The organism is Paenibacillus sp. J2L1-98, from assembly GCF_056269405.1.
Genome location: NZ_JBWDNW010000003.1, coordinates 86,876 through 108,885 on the forward strand (window position 1 = coordinate 86,876; position 22,010 = coordinate 108,885).

Below are 22,010 nucleotides of genomic sequence, written 5' to 3' on the forward strand. Positions count from 1 at the left end.
CTCGCATATACCTTTAGCTGAAGGTATACTGAAAGCATTAGGCATTATACTCTACTCAGCCAGAGGGGTTTCATGAAAATAAACCGGCCGTTCCTTTCGATCAGCATCCGAAGCAAGATTATCATCTTGTCCATCGCCTGTTCCTTTCTGCCGCTTGTCCTTATCGCCTCCTTAACCTTTGTCTATTTGAGCAAAGCGGTCGAGAACAAGGTGTCCGATACCACCTCCAATTTGCTTGGCTCAATCAATTGGAATATCCAAACTTTCGTGAATGACGTTGAAACGATTTCGAAACTGATGCTGTCTTCCCGAGACGTTCAGGCCTTCCTTTCCTATAACAAGGATGATTTCAAAGAAATCTATGACCTTCAGAATGCCACTCGCAGTCTGATCGTTAATATTTCCAACAACAAATCGTATATACGTTACGTTTACGTAGGCAGCGAGCAAAGGGAACTGATCATTACGAATCAATGGGACAGATTAACTTACGACAATATCTACCGGGCTGTCTCCCAGTCGAAATGGTATCAGCAAGTTGACGGCATGGGAGGCCAGGGATTGTGGCTGAACAGTGACGAAGTCCGGCTCGTCAAGAACAGTCCGAACTTGCTGCTGTACGGCAAACGATTAAATAACCTCGATACGCTCGAACCGATCGGCATGTTGATCATTTCCATCGATAGACGGGTCTTCGATGAAATGTTTAAAAATATTACCAATGCGGAAAACGGGAATTTGATGATCCTGGAGCAAAACAAAGTCATCTATTATAATTCCCGCACCGCCGGGTTGAAACAGATTCCTCAAAAGGAGTTGAACTTGCTCTATGATTTGCCTGATCGAGGCACCCGCATCGAAATGATTAACGGAGAACGATATGTCGTCACCTTCGATACGAATCCGGGGACCCGGTGGAAAGTGGTCAGCATGATCCCCTATTCGAACATCAATTCGGAAATCGTCTTGATTCGTAATGTTACGTTCTCATTGACGCTGGTGGCTTTTCTGCTTGCTGCCTATGGTTCGTATTTGATCTCGAAGCGGATCACCAAGCAATTGACCTTGCTCTCTTCCGTCGCCCGAAAAGCGGCCAAACGGGATATAATCGAAGGAATCCTCTTTGAGGAGGAAGACGAGATTGGAAAAATCGGCAATCAATTTTTGCGGACCTTCCGCACCAACACCGAATTGTCGGACAAACTGATCGAAGCGAAGCTTAAGGAGAAGGAAGCGGAGCTGCATGCGCTGCAGAGTCAAATCAATCCTCATTTCCTATATAATACGCTGAATTCCATCTATCTGATGGCGGAACGAATCGGTGCCAAAAACATTTCCAAAATGGTCATGTCTCTTTCCAATATTTTCAAACTAAGCTTGAACAATGGGGACTACATTACGACAGTCCGCAATGAAATCGACCAAGTGAAAAATTATTTGGAGATTCAAAACATCCGCTATTACGGAAAATTCGAGGTGACATTCGACCTCGAACCGGGAATCGAGCATTTCCGCATGCTGAAGCTCCTTATTCAGCCGTTGGTGGAAAATGCGATTTTTCACGGAATCGAATTGAAAGAGGATAATGGGAACATTGCCATAAGGGGCCGAAGAGAAGGGGAAACGCTTGTATTCGAAGTCGAGGACGACGGAGTGGGTTTTGATCCTGCTGTTTTGCAGCCGAGAGGATATGCCTTAAGGAACATACAGGAAAGGATCCAATTGCATTACGGCCAAAACCGCGGGATCCGCATAGACAGCGTTCCGGGCGCCGGAACCAAAGTTACCCTTGAGATCGGCATAATGGATTGAGGTCGGGCTATAAAGGCGGGAACACATCATGTATAAACTTTTTATAGTGGATGACGAACAGCTCGTGGTGGAAGCGTTGTCGGCCATGATCGATTGGAACGCATCCGGGGTACGGATCGTAGGGACGGCAAACAACGGCAAACAAGCGTTGGAACAGATTCTTCAGTCGGATCCGGACATTGTCATGACAGATATTAGGATGCCCGGCCTGAACGGGCTCGAGTTGATCCGTGCCCTGAAGGAGAAAGGCCGCAAAACGGAATGCATCATCGTGAGCGGATATTCTGAATTTGAATACGCCAAAGAAGCTATTGAGCTGGAGGCGGTGGATTATCTGATCAAGCCGGCAGAGCTCGAGGAAGTAGCCAAGACCGTCTTGAGGGCGATCGAGCGTCTGGAGCGTAAAGCGGAGCAAACGGGGAATCGGCCTGAGCTTCGGACTGCAAAAGCATTAGATTGGGCGGTGTTTACGGACCTAATCGTCCATGGAAAACGTCCATCGTTCGATCAGACGCCATACGAACGATATAACCAGTTTACGGCCATCGTAATCGGAAGCTCGGCGACGCTTTGGCTCGAACAGATGAAGAACAATGGCGTTACGGATGCTCTCCTGAGCTTTTTGGCGAATCGCGGAATCGTGGTGGAGCTGCTCTACGAGCAGCAGAAAGTCATTTTATTATGCATGGCGGCCCTAGAGGAATACGTGCCATTAACGGAAATTCTGATGGCTGCAGCCGCAACATTTTCGAATGACAGCTTATCGGACGATATTTCATTGTCATTTGGAATCGGTCCGGTTGTAACCGAAATAATACATGCGTACATTTCTTTTTTGGCAGCCGACAAGGCATGTCAAATGGGTTTGTTCTTCGGCGTTCCGGTAATGGACGGGAACAGCTGGCCGGAGATCACCCGCATTTCCGAGAGATTGATCTCCGATTGGTCTGATCAAATACAATCCTTCGTCCGTTACGAACAGAAAGAGTTCGAAGAGATGCTTGAACGTTGGATTGAATGGGGAACGGGGCGATTGATCGCTCCCGTTACCCTGAAGAAGGCCGGCATCCAATGGGCGAACCGGTTGCTCGATCTGATTGAGCAGGACTACGGAATCAAGATCGAGAGCGTGATCGGAGACCGCACACGGATGATTGACGGTATACTGGAAGCGCCGGATTGGGCGTCTTTGCAGAAACAGTGCCAGGATTTGGCGCAGGGTGTGCAATTTTATTTGAACGTAATAAAAACCACCCTGAAAGAAAAGGTTGTTCAAGAAATTAAAGTTTATCTGGAATCCCATTACCATGAAAATATCCAACTCGATCAATTGGCGGAGCGATTCGATCTCAACTCTTCCTATGTAAGCAACTTATATTCCAAATCGACCGGACAGACGATTCTTGAATATATCACTTTGCTGCGCATTCAGAAAGCGAAACAGATGCTGAGGGAAAGCAGCTTCAAAATCTCCAAAATATCGCAGAACGTCGGGTATGATAACCAGCGGTATTTCTGCCAAGTTTTCAAGAAGCATGTAGGCGTAAGTCCCGGCCAGTACAGAGAAGACCATATGATAAAAAGCGAAGGCGACCGTTCGTCGTGAAGGATTTGTTCCTGCGTATGGGGGTAGTGAGACTTCGCTGGTACTAACCCCATGCCCATCAAGTTAAGAATTTTAAAATACCCCTAAACAGGAAAAATCTAGTTTTCTTCCTTTTGGGGGTGCAATATTTGTCGGCGATAATCCGAAGAGAATCACCATCACGAGCGACATATACTATCCTTGGTTCACAGCCTTTCTTGCATGCTGCTATTAATATCCGGACAAATCGTTTAGATTCATATGCGTAAGGAATGGAGCGTAAGAATAACATAGGTAACGGATGCAAGGAAAGGGTGAATCCTGTGAAAATTTACATTGCCGATGTTGAAGACACCCTCCGAAAAATATCCCAAAAGATCTCCTTCCCATTAGAGCAGTTGCTTTCCCTCAATCCTGCTATTAGAGATCCTGATTTGAATCTGGCAGGCAGGCATGTTAATCTTTCCGAGCTTCCTGTGCATGATCGAAACCAAAGCCAAGTACCTATATGTCCGTACCCTCCGGTCATTCCTGCAGGCGTTATAGCAGTTGGCGGAACAGAAGGAGAGGAATGGATTCCTCTTACAACGCTGGAGAAGATGGAGCAAACCGAATACGATGTGCTCGTTGTAGGCACCGGGGCAGGCGGAGGAGCTGTCCTTTGGCGATTAATCGAGCAGTTGAAAAGCAGCGGGAAACGAGTGGGAATCGTCGAAAGAGGAGGTCTCCTGCTGCCGACCCACGCTTGGAATATCGCGACGATGAATGACCGGTTCGGAGCCTACTTTTCCAAAGCAGCGGAAATCGCTGCCCCCCACTTTCCATCCTCTCAAGTTTATGCTTTGGGAGGGAGAACATTATTCTGGGATGCCACGAGTCCCCGCATGCCCGATAGCTACATTGCAGAGTGGCCTGTATCCATCAAAGAAATGAGCATTCTTTATGATCTTGCGGAAAAAGCGATGAGCGTCAATCAGGACTATACCAAAGAGGCGTCGTTTACCCAGATCCTTCTAAAAAGGCTTCAGAAAAACGGATTTCCCGATGCGATTAATGAACCGGTGGCTATTAACCTTCAACCTTCCTTTACCGGCGTGCTTCGCTCCAACCCTTTTTTTAGCTCGCTCGTTCTTTTCGCACAAGCGATGAACGCCTCCTTCGATATGGCTGTGAACGCCCGGGTCGTGGAAGTCCTTATGGAGAGGGACAGGGCGATTGGCGTCAAAGTGATGACACCTGATAAAAAATCCCATTTGATTAAAGCAAAGCATGTCGTTCTATCGGCAAGTTCGCTGGGCTCTGCGCAGATCCTGCTGAATTCAGACATTAAAGGAAGGGCGATCGGCCATTATTTAGCCGGTCACTCCAGAGTAATAGCTGAAGGAGTCGTGAACCGCAGCGAATTCCCGGAGGTTCTGGGGCCGCTCCATATTCTTGTTCCGGGTGCCGCTTCTCGGCCTTACCAAATCCAAATCAGGGGACAGTATTCTTGGTCGCAGTATCAAGTGGAGCCTTTGGTTCAGCAACTGCCGGTCAGATTTTTCGCAAGCGGAGATGTCGAATCCCGGTATGAAAACAAAGTTACCTTGGATCCGGTTAAACGGGATGCATACGGCGTACCGGAGCTGCGGATCGATTTTTCTTACAGTGCACAGGATGAACACATTATACAGAACATGGCCGAAGGGATACGCCGGGCTGCAGCAGCAATGGGTGTATTCATGGAAGGGATGCCGGATATCTGTCAGCAGCTCCCTGGAATGGAAATTCACGAAATGGGCACATGCCGTATGGGATTTGACCCTATGACATCCGCAACGAACCAATACGGCCAAATCCACGGCGTACAGGGGCTTTACGTGGCAGACAACAGTGTCATTCCGACCAGCGGTACCGCCAATCCGACGCTTACCACCGTTGCTTTGGCCATACGCACGGCGGATTATATTGCGGAACAGCTTAAATAGACGGGGGAGGGATGCAGCATTGAAATTTCTGAAATTCGGAAAAGAAATGTGGGATATGTCCCAAAACTCCTCCTGGGGTGCAGCTCTACACTTTACGTAATGAAATGTTGACCGACTTTTTCGGTACGCTCCAGAAAGTGGCGGACATGGGTTATAAGATCGTGGAGTTCGTCAGCTTACTCTATAAGGACATTCCCGCGAATGAAATAATAAAAGCATTAGACCTTCTCGGTTTGCGAACGGTTTCCACCTATGTCATTCCGGAAGATCTTGAATCTGACTTGCAGCACCAAATTGAGTACGCTGAAATGCTAGGCGTCCGTTATATAATAACAGGCTATCCTGAGGAAAGATTCAAAGATGAATCATCCATTCAGGACGTTATCAGCTCTTTAAAGAAAATCGGCAAAGAAATAAGGTGCCACGGTCTTCAGCTTCTCTATCATCCTCATGCTCACGATTATAAGTTTGTCGGAAGCAAGCGAATCATCGACCGGCTGCTCGAAGGCGTCGGCACCGATTTATTGAAGCTGGAGCTGGATCTTTACTGGGCGAAAAAGGGCGGATTAGATCCGTTGGAAGCCCTTTTTAAGTATAAAGACCTCAGTCCGCTTATTCATGTCAAAGATATGGATAAAAGCGGCGGTTTTGAGGATGTGGGGGCCGGCATTATAAAATGGCCGCCTATTTTTCGTATTCTCAAGGAAGTTGGGGTGAAAAATTATTTTGTCGAGCGGGATACCAGTCCGAATCCGCTGGAAAGCGTGAAAAAAAGCCTCGATTATTTGAAATCAATCAAGGTGGCTTAATGCTTAAATATCATGCAGGCATTTGTATAGGAGGAGATTCGATTTGACATATGGCGATGTGAGGGTGTATCCGGGATTTGAAAGAGTAAATTGAAAGAGTAAATCCGTTCTGGCCGTATTCCCCGTATTCCCTGTATTCTCCCTATCATCCGGGAATATCCCCGTACTATCCGCAAGCTATACCTCAGCGCATGAATCCGGCATATCGTTCTGTTTGCATTGCGGCCCGAAATCGGAGAAGCAGAAGCGGGGACGTTTTTGTCCTATACCCGTCAAGTTCTCGCTTCCATTCCGGGCGCCCAGAAGGCAGCTGTATTTTGCCAGATCAATCCGCAAAATGATTATTCATTCGGCGTTACGCTGGAGTTCGCCAATTCGGCTGAATTTGAAGCCTTTAAAACCGATCCTACACATTTAAAATTTGTCGAGGAGCTGTGGAATAAAAAAGTCGAGCGATACTTTATTGCCGATCTCAGTGATCCTGGTAGATTGGGAGGTCAGACGGGCAAACCGGAATTTCGAAGGATTCCTCGACTAGAATGCCCGGCGACGGAAGATTCACTAGCGTACCCGGCGTGATACTTCCGTCAATACCGGGAATGTGCAGATTTAAAGCTTGAAGGCTATTGATTTGAAAATGATATTTTATAGCTAATTTTCTAAGCGTATCCCCATCTGCAGCGATATAGGTTTGCATCGCTGATCACATCCTTCGGGTCCATATATATGTACATATATATGAGCAGCCCCTCGCATAATGAACAGGAGTACACTTACTGTTCGGTTTTGCGGGCCGCGGTCATTTGCTGCCATACGGATCCGGCTGCTTCCTCGCCGCGCTCGATCCGCTCCAGCGCCATTTGGGCTTGAAGCTGAATTTCGAACTCGCTGTCCTTGGCTGCCTCACGGAGTGCTTCGACTGCCGACTCGTCGCCAGCTTCATATAGAAACCGTGCTGCTCGCCAGCGGACAAGCTTGTTCTTATCGCGGAGCGACTCGATCATCGGTCCCATTGCGGCTGGATCGCCTAGATCGGATAAGGTGTCGCCGGCTGTCCGTCTGACGGACGTCGACGAATCGCGAAGCGCAGTGAACAAATAAGGCAGCGCTTCGGGGGACCGCAGATCGCCCAGATAGACGACCGCCAATCGGCGAATGGACGTGTTCTCATCCTTAACCGCTGCAGCAAGCAAAGGCAAGCCTTCGATCGAGGAGACGTAACGCTCCAGGGCAGCATAGCGAACCTGCCAATCGGGAGAGGCGAATTGCGCCTTGGCTTCTTCAAACGTTAATGGAGCCGGCCTCACAACAGCTGGCGCCGCTCCTTCCTCACCGCCCATATTTCCCTGCGCAATGGCGGCTTGAACGAGCGCCTCTAACCGTTCCTCCGTATAAGTGGCTTCCAGTTCACGTACGATTTCGGCCGCGATCTCATCCGGCTCGCCGTAACGGACGCCGAATTCCTCCAGCTTGCGCTCACGAATCATGCCGGAGCCGGCAGCCAGGCTAACCGCCTCGGCAAACTGCGGAGGAAGCGCAGACCGTACCTCGCTGTCTCCCATACGCACGCGCACCTGCATCGGAATACCGCGGTACATTTGAACGAGAACCTGCGCTTCTCCATAGCTTGCAGATGGGCCTTGTCCGCCGCCATCCTGTTCTCCGTCAGCTGTATCCTTCTGGAGCAATTGCCCTGCTTCAGCCAATATGGAAGCCCAATCCGCTCCCGGCATCCGGTCAAGCGCAATAAAGTCTGCGGTACGGAACAGGCTTCGAACGCCTTTTATTTGCAAAAGCTGCTGAAGCATTCCGGGGGCGTCGCTTGCCTCGCCAGCTTTATAGGTAAACCTGCGTCCGCGCGGAAGAATTTCATCGACGTTAAGCTTCATCGAATTAGGACTAGGCGTTGGTTCTATTGAAATTAGTTTCATGAGGAAACCTCCTGGAAATGTATGTAATAGACGTTTTTTTGCTGCCCGCGAGTAACAAATGCCGCATCGAAAGCGTAGTCTTATGTGTATAAGCTATATTACTAAGTGTAACTGATTTCATGTTAGGATGCGAACAATGAGGCACTTCAGGCGTTTACGCATAAAACATATTTGCAATGAGAGCCGCCCGCTTGGTATCTTAATAAAACAACAGATAATGGCGAGGGAGGTATGGACGGTTGCGGTTAAAACGATTTGCTAACATAGATCCGATCGAGCAGCACACTTCTTTGAAGCAATTCAACAGATGGCGTCAGGAACGCATTCGCAGGCTGAGAATGAAAGATTATTCATTCACCGTTCCGAATGTTGAGCCTGACATCGCATACTTGGGGAATAACAGAAAATGGCCATCCATTACATGGGTGGGGCATTCGACTTTTTTTATACAGCTTGGCGGATTAAATATCATTACGGACCCTGTGTGGTCGACCCAAATGGCTTTCCAAAAAAGGCTTTCGCCGCCGGGGATACCTATCGAGGATGTCCCTCCGGTTGAAGTCGTACTGATTTCTCATTCCCATTATGACCATTTAAATATAAGCTCGCTGCGCAGGCTCAGCGGCGCCAGTCAGCTGCTTGTGCCTGCAGGTCTCGGCTCAAAGCTGCGGAAAAAAGGCTTTATCCGAATCAAGGAGCTGCATTGGTGGGAGTCGGTTATCATTAACGGTGTCAAAATCACCTTTGTCCCTTCTCAGCATTCGACCCGCCGCAATCCGTGGGATACGAACAGCTCGCATTGGGGCGGCTTTGTTATTGAGCGTCCAGCCACGCGAAGCGGAAAGCTTGCGAGCCACGCTGGCAGCAAATCGGCGGCGCCTAATAAGCGTACAGAGGATGCGGAAGCCCGGGCGCAGGTAGCAAGCGCAGCCGAACCGTCCGATGCTGGATCGAATCCGTTTTTTTGCGGGCACGGCCTAGCCGAAAGGCCGTTCGTAGCGGAGTCGCCGACGATCTATTTTGCCGGAGACAGCGGGTATTTTCAAGGCTTCAAGGAGATCGGCTATCGCTTCCCGATCGACGTTGCGCTTCTGCCGATCGGAGCTTATGAGCCGGAATGGTTCATGGGGCCGCAGCATATTACGCCGGAGCAGGCTCTTCAAGCGTTCGATGATTTGGATGCCTCTTGGTTCGTTCCTATGCACTACGGCGCTTTCAAGCTGGCTGATGATACACCGCGTGAAGCGCTTGACAGACTGGAAGCCGAGCGCAGAAAGCGCTGCATCGAGGATGACCGCATACTTGTTCTGCCGCATGGCGAGACGTGGCGCTTGTCCGGCAAATGACAAACGCGGAAAAGAGCGCGCCAAAAGAGCACAATGACGCCGGTATGCGAAAGCGGTATACTAAGCAAGAAAACTTTCCTGTCGATTACGATTCAGGTTTACATGTGCAAACGTTAAGCTTAATTTTAAGAAGCAGGTTTGTTTAGCAAACCTTAGCATAATCTTACGATGTAGGATTGCTCACGCAACCCTCGGTATAATCTTACGAATTAGGTTTGCGTCAGCAAACCTTAAGGAGGAACTAAATATGAGTCAAGCAAACATACGTTTAGGAGTTATCGGCGCGGGTGCGATCGGTAGCATACACATGCAGACGTTCAAAAAGGTAGCAGGGATCGAGATCGCGGCCGTTACGGACGCCTACCTGCCGCTTGCCGGGCAGCGCGCTGCGGAGTACGGGGTTGAGACGGTACATGCAAGCCCGCAATCGCTGCTTGAGGATACGTCCATCGATGCGGTTGTTATATGCGTACCGAACCAATTCCATGCAGGGCTTGCTATTGAGGCTCTAAAGCAAGGCAAGCATGTTCTTCTGGAGAAGCCGATGGCAATCGATTCCGAAGCAGCGCGCACGATTGTACAGGAAGCCGAGAGATCCGGTAAAGTATTGATGATGTCGCATCAGATGCGTTGGACCGGACTTAGCCGCGCTCTTAAGCAGCGCATCGACAATGGCGATGTAGGCCATATTTATAATGCTAAGGCAGGCTGGTTCCGTAAAAAGGGCATTCCCGGCTGGGGCTCGTGGTTCACACGCAAAGACCAGGCCGGTGGCGGCCCGCTTATCGATATCGGCGTTCATATGCTTGATCTGTCGCTTTACCTGATGGGTAATCCAAAGCCAATATCTGTATACGGCTCGACCTATGCTGAATTCGGACCGAAGCGCCTAGGCACGGGAACATGGGGAACGCCGAACTGGGACGGTTATTATGACGTTGAGGATCTTGCTTCGGCGTTGATCAAGCTCGATAACGGGGCGACCTTGTCACTGGAAGTAAGCTGGGCAGCGCATTCCGCATTTTTGCCGGAGGAACCTTTCATTCATTTGATGGGAACGCAGGGCGGAGTAGCGGTTATCGGAAATAACGGCAGGTACGTTACCCATTCGGACAATGAGGTGCAAGAGAGCGACATTACGCCGCTTGAAGGCGAAGAGGAGCGCATCTTAATGAGCCGTCATTTCGTGGAGTGTATCCGCGAAGGCAAGCAGCCGATTACGTCCGCACTGTCGGGCTACACCAACAACCGCATTCTTGACGCCATTTATGAATCATCCCGCACAGGCAATGAAGTCAAGCTGAATTGGGACTAATATCTTAAGCTTTAGATTCACTACAAAATACATGCATAATAGCCTCTCTTTCGCGACGACATCATGGCGGCCGCTTAGGAGAGGCTTTTTTTTTGCGGCATGACCTTTGAAAAAATGCTCAGATAATTGCTGCACTGAAGGCCGTCAGGCCAAGGAGTAGGCAAAAGAAGGTTCGGTTTCCGCGCATACTGTGGTATAATAGTTCGAGATAAAGTGATTTTGTAGTGAAGGACGGGATTAAACGAATGATTAGCACTAGTGGCATAACGCTCCGTTACGGGAAGCGGGCGCTTTTTGAAGATGTAAGCATTAAGTTTACGCCAGGCAACTGTTATGGCTTGATCGGCGCTAACGGCGCTGGTAAATCGACCTTTTTGAAAATATTATCCGGTGAAGTGGAGCAATCGCACGGAGAAGTGCATATAACGCCGGGTGAACGGCTAGCCGTTCTGAAGCAAAACCATTATGAATACGACGAGTCCGTTGTACTCGAGACGGTCATGATGGGTCACAAGCGTCTTTATGAAGTGATGAAGGAGAAGGACGCCTTGTATGCAAAAGCGGACTTCACCGACGAGGACGGCATGCGTGCGGGCGAGCTTGAAGCCGATTTCGCAGACATGAACGGCTGGGAAGCAGAGTCGGAAGCGGCAGAAATGCTTAACGGCCTTGGCATTACTCCGGACCTTCATGACAAGAAAATGGCTGAGCTAAGCGGTAACGAGAAGGTTCGCGTATTGCTGGCACAAGCCTTGTTCGGCGCTCCGAACATTCTGCTGCTCGATGAGCCTACCAACCACTTGGACATTGAGTCCATTCGTTGGCTGGAAGATTTCCTTGCCGATTACCAAGGCACGGTAATCGTAGTCAGCCATGACAGGCACTTCCTGAATACCGTTTGTACGCATATTGCGGACATTGACTTCGGCAAAATTCAAATGTACGTCGGCAACTACGACTTCTGGTACGAATCCAGCCAGCTTGCTTTGCAGCTGATGCGCGGTGAGAACAAGAAGAAGGAAGATAAAATTAAAGAGCTGCAGGCGTTTATTCAACGCTTCAGCGCGAATAAATCGAAGGCGAAGCAGGCGACGTCAAGGCAGAAGCTGCTTGAGAAAATTTCGCTTGACGATATTCGTCCGTCGAACCGTAAATATCCGTTTATCCTCTTCAAAGGAGAGCGTGAAGCGGGCAAGCAGCTGCTGCTTGTTGACGGCTTAACGAAATCGATTGACGGCGAGAAAGTGATCGACAACCTGACGATTGCCCTGAACAAAGGCGATAAGGTCGCTTTTGTCGGCCCGAACAGCCTGCCGAAGACATTGCTGTTTCAGCTGCTCGTTGGCGAGGTTGAAGCGGATGCCGGCAGTTACTCATGGGGCGTTACGACTTCGCAGGCCTATTTCCCTAAAGACAACTCTCCTTATTTCGATGGGGTAGATTTGAACCTGGTGGAATGGCTGCGACAATATTCGAAGGATCCGGATGAGACGTTCATCCGCGGCTTCCTTGGCCGTATGCTCTTCTCGGGCGACGATGCGATGAAGAAAGCAAGCGTATTGTCCGGGGGCGAGAAGGTTCGCTGCATGCTCTCCAAGATGATGCTTGAGGGCGCGAACGTATTTATTTTGGATGAGCCAACGAATCACTTGGATCTTGAATCGATCACGGCTTTGAATAACGGCCTGACAGATACGGATTGCACGGTTCTGTTCACATCGCATGACCATCAGTTCGTGCAAACGATCGCTAACCGCATCGTAGAAATTACGCCAAACGGCGTAATCGACCGGATGATGACGTATGATGAGTACCTTGAGAGTGCTGAGGTTAAAGCGCTTCGCGAGCGTATGTACGCGGTGTAATCCGCTATTTATATAAAGAAGCGTCGGCCTGTGAGGGAAACCTTGCGGGTCGGCGTTTTTTTTAATGACTGATCAGAGCAAAAGGAGCTGTCCTTCCAGGTTTATATAACCTGGAAGGGCAGCTCCTTTCTTTAGGATATGAAGTTTCACTTTATAATGAGGCTTATATAACGCCAATGAGGAGCCGGCTGCTTAAGCATGGATCATCACTTGGCTTTGTTTTATCGGAAGTTTGCGGCCTTTGCCGTAAGGGATGCAAAGCGGCGTTCCGAAGATCGGATCGGCTGTTACTTGGCATTCCATGTCAAACACAGCGCGGATGAGTTGTTCGTTCATGATGGCTTCCGGCTTGCCCTGCGCATAGATGCGGCCGTCCTTCACGGCTACAATATGATGCGCATAACGGCATGCAAGATTAATGTCATGCAGCACCATAACGATCGTACGGTCCTCCTGCTCGTTTAAGTCGAAGAGCAAATCAAGGATCTCTATCTGATGCGTCATATCAAGATAGGTTGTAGGCTCGTCGAGCAAAATGGTCTTTGTGTTCTGAGCCAGCGTCATCGCGATCCAAGCACGCTGCCGCTGTCCCCCGGAGAGCGAGTCAACCGAGCGGGAGGATAGCTCGTCCATATGTGTGACCTCCAGCGCCTTCTTCACCATCTTCTCATCCTCGTGGGACCATTGCTGCAGCCAGCTTTGATAAGGATAGCGGCCTTGTTTCACAAGCTGATGAACGGTCAGCCCTTCCGGTGCGATAGGACCTTGCGGCAGGATGGCGAGACGTCTGGCGATTTCCTTGCTCGAGAGCTTGGCAATTTCGGTGCCATCGAGCAGTATCGAGCCCTCCTGAGGCTTTAAGAGGCGGGCGAGGGAACGCAGCAGCGTTGATTTGCCGCAGCCGTTGCTGCCGATGAACACGGTGATTTTACCTGGAGGAACAAGCAAATCGAGATTGTTGAAAATCGCTTTTTGTCCATAGGATAAAGTAAGGTTTTGCGCTTGAATGGAGGACACGAGAACCACTCCTTATTTTTTATCAGATTATTTAAAATGCATGCCGGAGCGGTTACGACCCGTTTCGATGACGGTACAGCAAGTAAATGAAAAACGGTGCCCCTATCGCCGCAGTAAACACGCCAGCGGGAATGTCGAGCGGGATGAACGCTACTCTCGCTACAAGGTCAGAGAGCAGCAGTACGAGAGATCCAATGAGAGCGGAGACCGGAATAACGCCTCCATAGGATGGCCCAACAAGCTTTCGAGCAATATGGGGGGCCATCAGGCCGATAAAATTGATCGCGCCGCCGATGGCAACGGCCGCTCCTGCAAGCGCCACGCTGATGATAAGAAGAATCGTCCGTTTAACATGAACAGAACTGCCTACGCTCGTTGCAACCTCATCGCCGAGCTCCTGTACATTAAGATGTCTGGCGTAAATAAGAGCTATCGGAAATAGTACGATAATCCAAGGAAGCAGAGTCGAAACATCCTTTTCCCAAGAGACGCCGAATATACTGCCTGTCATAAATGTAAAAGCTTTAACCGCAACGGCTGTAGGCGTAAATGATGCCGTAAGGATAAGCATATAGGTTACGGCTGTTAATGCGGTTGCCATGCCAATGCCGATCAGGACGAGTCTGAGCGGTGTGATCCCCCGGCGGTAAGCGAACAAATAAATTAGGAACGCAGCGGCAAAAGCTCCAATGATAGCGCTCAGCGGCATGAAACGGATGCTGAGATGCGAGAAGTACAGAATAAACACGACGGTACCGAGGGAAGCCCCGCCTGTTATGCCAATCATGTCAGGAGAAGTTAACGGGTTGCGGACAATCCCTTGCAGCAATGCGCCCGAGACTGCGAGGGCTGAGCCCACCATAACCGCAATCAAAACGCGGGGCATCCGAAGCGAAAAAATAATCATTGAATCTGATGAGTCGCCTACTCCAAGAAGAACGCGGATAACGCCTGCGGGACTTATCGTTTTGCTGCCAAGACCTACGCAAATGACGACTGCCGCTAAATTGGCAACGGCTAATAATATGATCATCAGAACGGTTCGGCGGTCTAGTTGAAAGGAATGCCTGCTGCCTCTGATGGTGATCCAATTGTTCATATTAGGAACGTCCTCCTCTTCTGGCGATAAAGACGAAGAAAGGAACGCCGATAATAGCCGTCATAATTCCTACGGGAACTTCCTTCGGAAAAGAAATATACCGCGAGCTGATATCGGCAGCCAGAAGCAGAACGCCGCCATACACCGAACAGTACGGAATGACCCACCGGTAGTCTATGCCTACCAAATAACGCATCAAATGAGGCACGATGATGCCTACAAAAGCAATCGGACCTGCCATGGAAACCGAGCCTCCTGCAAGCAAAACGATAATGATTCCTGCCGCCATTTTAATATAAACCGTTTTCTGTCCAAGCCCTACGGCTACATCCTCTCCGAGCGCGAGCACATTCATATGCCTAGCAAGGATAACCGCGCCTATGAGGGCGATTCCCATGTATGGAGCAGCGGCAGTGTATATATGCATATCGCGTCCAGCAACAGTGCCGACAAACCAATAGAGCACCTGATCGAACGTTTGACCGCTCGTTAGCAGAACACCTAATGAAAGCGACGAGAAAAATGCGGTTAAGGCGGCGCCTGCCAAAGTAACTTTAAGCGGGGTCAGGCCGTCGTTTCCAATTGAGCCTAGCGTATAGACAAGGGCAGCTGTACAAGCCGCGCCAATGAAGGCAAGCGTTGCAAACGCCGTTAAGCCGCTTACTCCGAAGAAAGCGGAACCGGTGACAATGAAGAAAGCAGCTCCCGCATTTATGCCGAAAATACTCGGCGAAGCGAGCTGGTTGCGGGTTATACCCTGCATAAGTGAGCCGGCAACAGCCAGGCTTGCTCCAACAGTGGCAGCAATGAACGCCCGCGGCATTCGAGCCGTCTGTATAATAAGATGCTCCTGCGAGCCGTCAAATGCGGTGTAGGAGGCTAGGATAGTCCGCCAGCTGATATTGGTCACTCCGAAAGCGATGCTGCAAATGATACCCGCGACAAAAAGAAGCAGTCCTACGCCAAGCCCTGCCACTTTTAGTGAACGAGTATTTAATAAAGTGTCCATAAATTCCTCTTTCCTCAGTGCTGAATATGAATAGCCGTTATGAATATTTGTGTCTTTCATTGGCGGAATTTACCTGTTAAGCGGATAAAGATTAATAATTGTACACGTTTGAACAATTGAATGCTACTAAAACATTTTAGGGTAACATTCAAAAAGTGTCAATGAAGCTGAAAATCATTATCATCGAATGTTGACTTTGTTTTAAAGTGCTGGTATAGTTTCGATTGGGATAACAGTGAGAATGATTTTCATTAAGAAGGAGAGAAAAAACAAATGTTACATGTATTAAAAAGGAAGTTCACTTGGACAGTATCGGCCGTATTGCTTGCGCTAGCCGTAGTTATTTCGGGATGCGGTCAATCCGGTTCAAACAATAGCAATGGAAACACGGCAGCCTCGGAGGAGCCGGGTTCGGCGGCAACTGGGGAAGCAAGAGCTATCACGCATGCAATGGGCGAGACCAAAATTGAAGGAACGCCTGCCCGTATCGTCGTATTGACGAACGAAGGAACGGAAGCATTGCTCGCGCTTGGAGTAAAGCCGGTAGGCGCAGTAAAATCGTGGACAGGCGACCCATGGTATGAGCATATTAAAGCGGACATGGAAGGCGTTACGGTGGTAGGCGAAGAAAGCCAGCCGAACATGGAGCTGATCGCAAGTTTAAAGCCTGACCTTATTATCGGTAATAAATTGCGTCAAGAGAAAGTTTATGATCAGCTTAATGCCATCGCGCCAACCGTTTTTTCGGAAACGCTTCGCGGTGAATGGCAATCTAACCTTTTGTTGTATGCAGACGCAATCGGCAAAAAAGCTGAAGGGGAAAAAGTCATCGCTAACTACGACAGCCGGACTGCTGACTTTAAGGAGAAAGCCGGAGACAAGCTGAACCAGAAAGTGTCTGTCGTTCGTTTTATGGCAGGTAAAACCCGTATTTACCTAGAAGATACTTTTACAGGCATTGCTTTCTCCAAGCTCGGCATTACACGTCCTGACAACCAAAAGTATAAAGATACTTTCGTAGAAGAAATTACGAAGGAACGTCTTCCCGAGGTAGATGCGGATATGATCTTCTACTTCACTTATGAGACTGGTGACGGCAAGGGAACAGCGATGGAGCAAGAAATGCTGAAGGACCCGTTGTGGCAAAGTCTTCAAGCCGTGAAGAATAACAAAGCAATCAGAGTGAGCGATGCGGTCTGGAACACAGCCGGTGGCGTAATCGCGGCTAACCTCATGCTTGATGAGCTTTATAAGATTTATGAAATCAAATAATTGATTCCTCTAGGACAGCCGGAGTATTCTCCGGCTGTTCTATTTATTTCATTCGGCTTGATTGAATGATATGTCCTTTAGCCTAAGCGACGCATGCAGCGCTTCGCATCGGCAGATGCACTGAATATATTGCATGCCTCCTGTTAATCCGGTTAACGGATGTACGGCGTCCAATTCCTCGGCATTATCCAATTCAATGAAATAATGGCAGACGCCCGCCGCCCTCGCGGCAGCCAGAATGGAAGGCCAGTCCAGCACACCGCGCCCAACCTCGGCCATCTTTCCATCCGCCGACATATCCTTCAAATGGATCGCTTTAACAAGTCCGGCATACCGCTTAAGCATCAGGACCGGATCTAATCCCGCTTTTGCGATCCAATACGTGTCCAGCTCAAGCTGCATCCATTCCGGTCCTACGGCTTGAAGCAGATCATCGAGAATGAAGCCTGATCCGCTTAGCTTCCATTCTGCCTCATGATGATGGTAAAGAAATTGAAACCCGCATGCCCGAATTTGCCTCTCGGGTGCAACATACGAAAGAACGATATAGCTGACTCCTAAGCAGCGAGCGTAGGCAAGCTGCCCGTACAGGTCCGTATATAGCTGCTCTAGCTGTACATGTGTCGAAACAGCCCGCAGTTGTGTTTGCTCAAGCAGCGCTTTCATTTGCCCGGGAGGAATTTGATGGTAGCCGGCAAACTCCACCTCGCGAAAACCGGCGGCGGATAAGGCTGCAAGCGTCCGGGGAACGTTTTTTTCCAGCTCGTTCCTTACCGAATACAGCTGTATACCGCTTAACCGCTCGCACCATTGAATGGCATTATAATGAAATGACATCATATTTCACCCCATCAGCCTTTTATAGCAAGTATAATCTGATGGTTCTAATTAAATGACTGACTGGACAATATTGTAGAAGCTGCAGCGAATTGTTGCACCGGTGCATAAAAGTACGCACCTGGTCAACACTGTTTCTCTAGACCCACATGGGTTCGTTCGGGTATGATACCGATAGGTTATTTTCGAGGTTTACAAATACATACGTTATTATGCTTGGGAGGGTATTGAAACTGAATCAGTATGAAGAGATTAAACAGGGCGAGAAGGGTGCCTGGGTCAGTATCGGTGCTTACTTGGCGCTATCTGCTCTTAAGCTCGGTGCAGGCTACTGGTTTGTGTCAGGGGCTCTCGTTGCAGACGGATTTAACAATCTTACGGACATCGTTGCATCCGCAGCTGTATTGATCGGATTGCGCATTTCACAGAAGCCGCCGGATAAGGACCATCCGTACGGCCATTTTCGCGCGGAGACGATTGCAGCGCTCATTGCTTCTTTCATTATGGCGACCGTTGGTATTCAAGTATTAATCAGCGCGGTCAAATCGTTATTCGCTTCGGAGCATGCGGTTCCGGATTTAACTTCGGCATGGGTTGCTTTGTTCGCAGCTGTATGTATGGCTGGCGTCTACATCTATAATCGCAAATTAGCGCTTCGGATAAATAATCAGGCTTTACTCGCCGCAGCGAAGGATAATTTGTCGGATGCGCTTGTCAGTATCGGTGCGGCAATCGGTATTATAGGAGCGCAGTTCGGCTTGCCGTGGCTTGATCCAGTAGCTGCTTTAGCGGTAGGCGCAATTATTTGCAAAACGGCATGGGAAATTTTTTACAGCTCCACGCATGCGCTAACGGATGGTTTTGACGAAAATGAGCTTTCGTCTTTGCGCACGACAATCGCAAAGACGAAGGGCGTTAAATCGATAAAGGATATCAAGGCGAGAGTCCATGGGAGCCATGTGCTGATTGATGTGATCGTCCAGGTTGATCCCGGGCTTACGCTAATCGAAAGTCACCGGATAAGTGATGAAATCGAGCATCGCATGGGGCGTAAGCACAATATCATGAGCGTGCACGTGCATGTCGAGCCTCATGAGATTTTTGGGAATATGGAAGAAAACGCAGCGGAAAAGCATTAGATTATAAAGGCCGGTCGGGGAAACTCCCTGACCGGCCTTTATTCGGATACATTATAAGTTTGTCACGCTGAAAGCGGTTAGCGCCTGCCATATTAGGAATCAATTTGAATAGTCGTACCATCCGATTTTTTGATTTGCGCGGCCTGCTCGGCTTCAGCTTGTGTTTCCGCTTTCGCTCTTTTCTTGTTATGTCTTTTGCGAAGCAAAAGGTACACTACGATGATCGGCACGGCTCCTATGAAAATGTATAAGGAAACATCTTTAACCATGCTCTCCGCGGCCCGCCCATAGAAGTAAAACAAAAGACCGACAATATAAAACTTTAATCCCCGTCCGATAGCCGCGTAACCGATCAGCCTCCATAGGGGGAAATTTAAGACGCCGGATAAAATGGTAAATACTTTGAAGGGGATCGGCGTGAACGATCCGATAAGAATAGCAGCTTCGCCATTTTTTTGAAACCGGACCGTCGCTGCGTCGATCCACTCTTTTTTTAGAAATCTATAGAGAACTGATTTGCCCATTACTTTGCCTAAATAATAGCCAACGGGTGTTCCTAAGAGACAGGCTATATATCCTACGGTAGCCAGCCATAATGCTGTAGATGGATTGAGTATGCTTAATGATACTTGAAGGAAAAATGCGGGGATCGGGAAAATAACTGCATCAAGAAAAGCATGTATAAATAATCCCAACGGACCGAATTCCTTTAAAAAATCGACTACAGCTTGAAACATTACCAGGCTCCCTTTCCGTCAACTAGCCTGCACATAAAGCCTACTGTATGAGATAAATCAAGCAAAGGTTCCTTTATATGCTAACATATGCTGAAGCTCGTTGAAAAAGCGCTTTAGCGCTCGATATTTTATTATAGCATATTTAATACGGTTAAAAAGCGGATAGGGTGTCAATACTTTTTTTTCGGGAAAGGGGGAAATTTAAGCGAGTTCGGGATTGTTTTTTCGTATGGGATCACTTGAATTTATCGGGTACTACTGAAATTTCTCTACATTAACCTTAACATCCTCTCATTTAAGTAAAAGCTTAGCTGGACTATAATAAAAACGCATTCATGAGTTCAAAGGAGGGAGAGGAATGAAGGGCAAAATGAAACGCTGGACGGCGATGCTTCTAACGGGTGTGATCGTAATGGCATATGCACCTGTTGGCATACATGCTGCGAATATAGCACCGGACGCTGATGTCGAAACCATCGCCGTACCGCTACAATTGGGGTTTTGAGAATAATGAGGTTGAAGGTTCATCCGTTGCGAACAGCGACTATCCTACTAATAGCGAAGGCAGCGCTGAACTGCATGCGGGCGCTTCTGTCGTTCAGGATGAAGAACGGGGCCGTGTTCTTTCACTGCCTGGCGGACAGGCAGGCAACGGAGGCTGGTTATCGTTACCGGATGATCGATACAGCCAGGTTACGGATGAGCGATCCCGAGTTTTCATTCGTAACGGGAGGCGATACATACGAAGCAGTCCGAGATAAACTTGCAGCCCTTACGCTTCCAAAAGGAAGCGTTAAGGGCTTTTTTGGTAAATTGCTCTTGCCAGCCTACTCCCGTGTCTGACGCCGCGAGACACCGCTTTTTTGGGCGGCTTGGCTTACTCGGCGTCGCACCTCTTCTACGACTTTGCTGTTGAAGACGCTCGGTATGATGTACATCGGGCTAAGCTCCTCATCGCTGATTACGGAGGCGATGGCCTCAGCTGCTGCAAGTTTCATCTCTTCATTAATCGTAGTAGCGCGGCTGTCGAGGGCTCCGCGGAAAATGCCCGGGAAGCAAAGCACATTATTGATTTGATTCGGGTAGTCGGACCGTCCCGTTGCGAAGACGGCCACGATGTCCTCTACCAGCTCCGGCCGTATTTCAGGCTCTGGGTTAGCCATTGCAAACACAATCGGATCCGTGGCCATCGTCTCTACGTGGGCGCGCGTCAATATGCCGCCTGCAGATACGCCAATGAATACATCCGCCCCTTTTAGAGCGTCAGCCAATCCGCCGCTGCGCCGCTCTGCGTTCGTGTGATCGGCGTACCACTGCCACATCGAATTTTCGTAACTGCGGTCGGCGGTCAAGATGCCTTCGCGGTCCACGCCGACGATATGCTGAGCGCCCCCCGCAAGCAGCATTTTGGTGCAAGCGGTTCCCGCCGCGCCGATTCCGCAAATGACGATACGGGCCTCCTTCAGGCTGCGGCCAGTCAGCTTAAGCGCATTAAGCAGGCCTGCATACAAGACGACGGCCGTTCCGTGCTGATCGTCATGAAAGACGGGAATGTCAAGCTCCTCCCGCAGCCTTTGCTCGATTTCGAAGCAGCGCGGCGCAGAGATGTCCTCTAAATTTATGCCTCCGAAGGCAGGCGCGAGATTTTTGACAGTCGCAATTATCGCTTCCGTATCCTGGGTGTCAAGGCAGATCGGAAAAGCGTCTACTTCGGCAAATTGCTTAAACAGCATCGCTTTGCCTTCCATAACCGGCATCGCCGCATACGGGCCGATATTGCCTAGACCGAGCACGGCGCTGCCATCCGAAACGACTGCAACCATATTCCTTTTTACGGTCAGCGTAAAAGCTTTGGAGGGCTCTTCGGAAATGGCTTGGCACACTCTGGCGACATCCGGCGTATACACGCGCGACAAGTCGTCGCGGTTTTGGATCGGGGTTTTAGGCTGGATCGTAATTTTTCCGCCCAAATGAAGCAGGAAAGTACGGTCGGAAATGTTGACTAACCGAATTCCGGGCAATGATTTCAGAGCTGCAGTCAGCCGTTCGGCTGCGCCGTGCTCGGCTATTTTGACGGTTAAGTCACGCACGCTTTTGTTTTTGTCCGTATGTATGACGTCGATGGCGATGATGTCGCCCTTCGCTTGCTCGATCGCCGTAGCCGCGCGTCCGAACTGGGCGAGATTCGTATCGATCTCCAACCTCAAAATAATCGTTTTCCCGTCTCTCATGTGTGAACTCATAATAAACAGCTCCCTTCATCAGTTATA

19 protein-coding genes are annotated in these 22,010 nt (G+C 49.3%); 12 read left to right on the forward strand and 7 right to left on the reverse strand.

What is annotated here, in order from left to right; translation table 11 throughout:
• Positions 1-72 precede the first annotated feature (72 nt).
• The 5 genes from AC0YNZ_RS08705 (at position 73) to AC0YNZ_RS08725 (ending at position 6,752) form a co-directional block, all read left to right on the forward strand.
• Complete coding sequence (locus tag AC0YNZ_RS08705; protein WP_475826238.1) at positions 73-1,812, forward strand: cache domain-containing sensor histidine kinase; 1,740 nt, start codon at positions 73-75, stop codon at positions 1,810-1,812.
• A gap of 28 nt (positions 1,813-1,840) precedes the next feature.
• A complete protein-coding gene (locus AC0YNZ_RS08710) occupies positions 1,841-3,418 on the forward strand; it encodes a response regulator transcription factor (RefSeq protein ID WP_475826239.1) in 1,578 nt (525 codons plus the stop codon).
• A gap of 302 nt (positions 3,419-3,720) precedes the next feature.
• Positions 3,721-5,364 (forward strand): GMC oxidoreductase, encoded by a 1,644-nt coding sequence (locus tag AC0YNZ_RS08715; RefSeq protein WP_475826240.1) that lies wholly within the window; start codon positions 3,721-3,723, stop codon positions 5,362-5,364.
• Between the two features lie 104 nt (positions 5,365-5,468).
• Positions 5,469-6,173 (forward strand): sugar phosphate isomerase/epimerase family protein, encoded by a 705-nt coding sequence (locus AC0YNZ_RS08720; RefSeq protein ID WP_475826241.1) that lies wholly within the window; start codon positions 5,469-5,471, stop codon positions 6,171-6,173.
• 204 nt (positions 6,174-6,377) lie between these two features.
• Positions 6,378-6,752 carry a Dabb family protein gene (locus AC0YNZ_RS08725; protein ID WP_475826495.1) on the forward strand — a complete coding sequence of 125 codons (375 nt, stop codon included), beginning with the start codon at positions 6,378-6,380 and terminating at the stop codon, positions 6,750-6,752.
• Positions 6,753-6,946: 194 nt separating this feature from the next.
• Here the strand turns inward: AC0YNZ_RS08725 and AC0YNZ_RS08730 are convergent, their stop codons facing one another.
• Positions 6,947-8,104 carry a virulence factor gene (locus tag AC0YNZ_RS08730; RefSeq protein ID WP_475826242.1) on the reverse strand — a complete coding sequence of 386 codons (1,158 nt, stop codon included), beginning with the start codon at positions 8,102-8,104 and terminating at the stop codon, positions 6,947-6,949.
• A gap of 239 nt (positions 8,105-8,343) precedes the next feature.
• Between AC0YNZ_RS08730 and AC0YNZ_RS08735 the strand changes: the two genes are divergently transcribed.
• From AC0YNZ_RS08735 to AC0YNZ_RS08745, 3 genes are all read left to right on the forward strand, one after another.
• Positions 8,344-9,450, forward strand: a complete 1,107-nt coding sequence (locus tag AC0YNZ_RS08735; protein WP_475826243.1) for an MBL fold metallo-hydrolase — start codon at positions 8,344-8,346, stop codon at positions 9,448-9,450.
• 247 nt (positions 9,451-9,697) lie between these two features.
• Positions 9,698-10,765 carry a Gfo/Idh/MocA family protein gene (locus AC0YNZ_RS08740; protein WP_475826244.1) on the forward strand — a complete coding sequence of 356 codons (1,068 nt, stop codon included), beginning with the start codon at positions 9,698-9,700 and terminating at the stop codon, positions 10,763-10,765.
• A 245-nt stretch (positions 10,766-11,010) separates the two neighbouring features.
• Entirely contained in the window at positions 11,011-12,630 is a 1,620-nt protein-coding gene (locus AC0YNZ_RS08745; RefSeq protein ID WP_308994216.1) for an ABC-F family ATP-binding cassette domain-containing protein, read from the forward strand.
• 192 nt (positions 12,631-12,822) lie between these two features.
• On the opposite strand, the gene AC0YNZ_RS08750 is transcribed toward AC0YNZ_RS08745, so the two are convergent.
• The 3 genes from AC0YNZ_RS08750 to AC0YNZ_RS08760 are packed head-to-tail and all read right to left on the reverse strand — an operon-like array spanning position 12,823 to position 15,755.
• Positions 12,823-13,647, reverse strand: a complete 825-nt coding sequence (locus AC0YNZ_RS08750) for an ABC transporter ATP-binding protein (protein ID WP_475826245.1) — start codon at positions 13,645-13,647, stop codon at positions 12,823-12,825.
• 52 nt (positions 13,648-13,699) lie between these two features.
• Positions 13,700-14,746 carry a FecCD family ABC transporter permease gene (locus AC0YNZ_RS08755; RefSeq protein WP_475826246.1) on the reverse strand — a complete coding sequence of 349 codons (1,047 nt, stop codon included), beginning with the start codon at positions 14,744-14,746 and terminating at the stop codon, positions 13,700-13,702.
• A gap of 1 nt (position 14,747) precedes the next feature.
• Positions 14,748-15,755, reverse strand: coding sequence for a FecCD family ABC transporter permease (locus AC0YNZ_RS08760; RefSeq protein ID WP_475826247.1), 1,008 nt, complete (start codon positions 15,753-15,755; stop codon positions 14,748-14,750).
• A gap of 273 nt (positions 15,756-16,028) precedes the next feature.
• On the opposite strand from AC0YNZ_RS08760, the gene AC0YNZ_RS08765 reads away from it, so the two are divergent.
• Positions 16,029-17,027 carry an ABC transporter substrate-binding protein gene (locus AC0YNZ_RS08765; RefSeq protein ID WP_475826248.1) on the forward strand — a complete coding sequence of 333 codons (999 nt, stop codon included), beginning with the start codon at positions 16,029-16,031 and terminating at the stop codon, positions 17,025-17,027.
• Positions 17,028-17,075: 48 nt separating this feature from the next.
• Here AC0YNZ_RS08765 and AC0YNZ_RS08770 read toward each other — a convergent pair whose 3' ends face one another.
• The gene (locus AC0YNZ_RS08770) at positions 17,076-17,867 is read right to left on the reverse strand and encodes a sugar phosphate isomerase/epimerase family protein (RefSeq protein WP_475826249.1); all 792 of its coding nucleotides are present in this window, start codon (positions 17,865-17,867) and stop codon (positions 17,076-17,078) included.
• Positions 17,868-18,076: 209 nt separating this feature from the next.
• Between AC0YNZ_RS08770 and AC0YNZ_RS08775 the strand changes: the two genes are divergently transcribed.
• Positions 18,077-19,003, forward strand: coding sequence for a cation diffusion facilitator family transporter (locus tag AC0YNZ_RS08775; RefSeq protein WP_475826250.1), 927 nt, complete (start codon positions 18,077-18,079; stop codon positions 19,001-19,003).
• 92 nt (positions 19,004-19,095) lie between these two features.
• Here the strand turns inward: AC0YNZ_RS08775 and AC0YNZ_RS08780 are convergent, their stop codons facing one another.
• Positions 19,096-19,740, reverse strand: a complete 645-nt coding sequence (locus tag AC0YNZ_RS08780; protein WP_475826251.1) for a YqaA family protein — start codon at positions 19,738-19,740, stop codon at positions 19,096-19,098.
• Positions 19,741-20,098: 358 nt separating this feature from the next.
• On the opposite strand from AC0YNZ_RS08780, the gene AC0YNZ_RS08785 reads away from it, so the two are divergent.
• Both AC0YNZ_RS08785 and AC0YNZ_RS08790 read left to right on the forward strand, forming a co-directional pair.
• Complete coding sequence (locus AC0YNZ_RS08785; protein ID WP_475826252.1) at positions 20,099-20,245, forward strand: hypothetical protein; 147 nt, start codon at positions 20,099-20,101, stop codon at positions 20,243-20,245.
• Positions 20,246-20,271: 26 nt separating this feature from the next.
• Positions 20,272-20,583: a hypothetical protein gene (locus AC0YNZ_RS08790; RefSeq protein WP_475826253.1), complete on the forward strand. Its 312-nt coding sequence runs from the start codon at positions 20,272-20,274 to the stop codon at positions 20,581-20,583.
• Here the strand turns inward: AC0YNZ_RS08790 and AC0YNZ_RS08795 are convergent.
• Complete coding sequence (locus tag AC0YNZ_RS08795) at positions 20,568-21,983, reverse strand: NAD-dependent malic enzyme (protein ID WP_475826254.1); 1,416 nt, start codon at positions 21,981-21,983, stop codon at positions 20,568-20,570. The two genes, AC0YNZ_RS08790 and AC0YNZ_RS08795, sit on opposite strands and share 16 nt — an antisense overlap.
• Positions 21,984-22,010 lie beyond the last annotated feature (27 nt).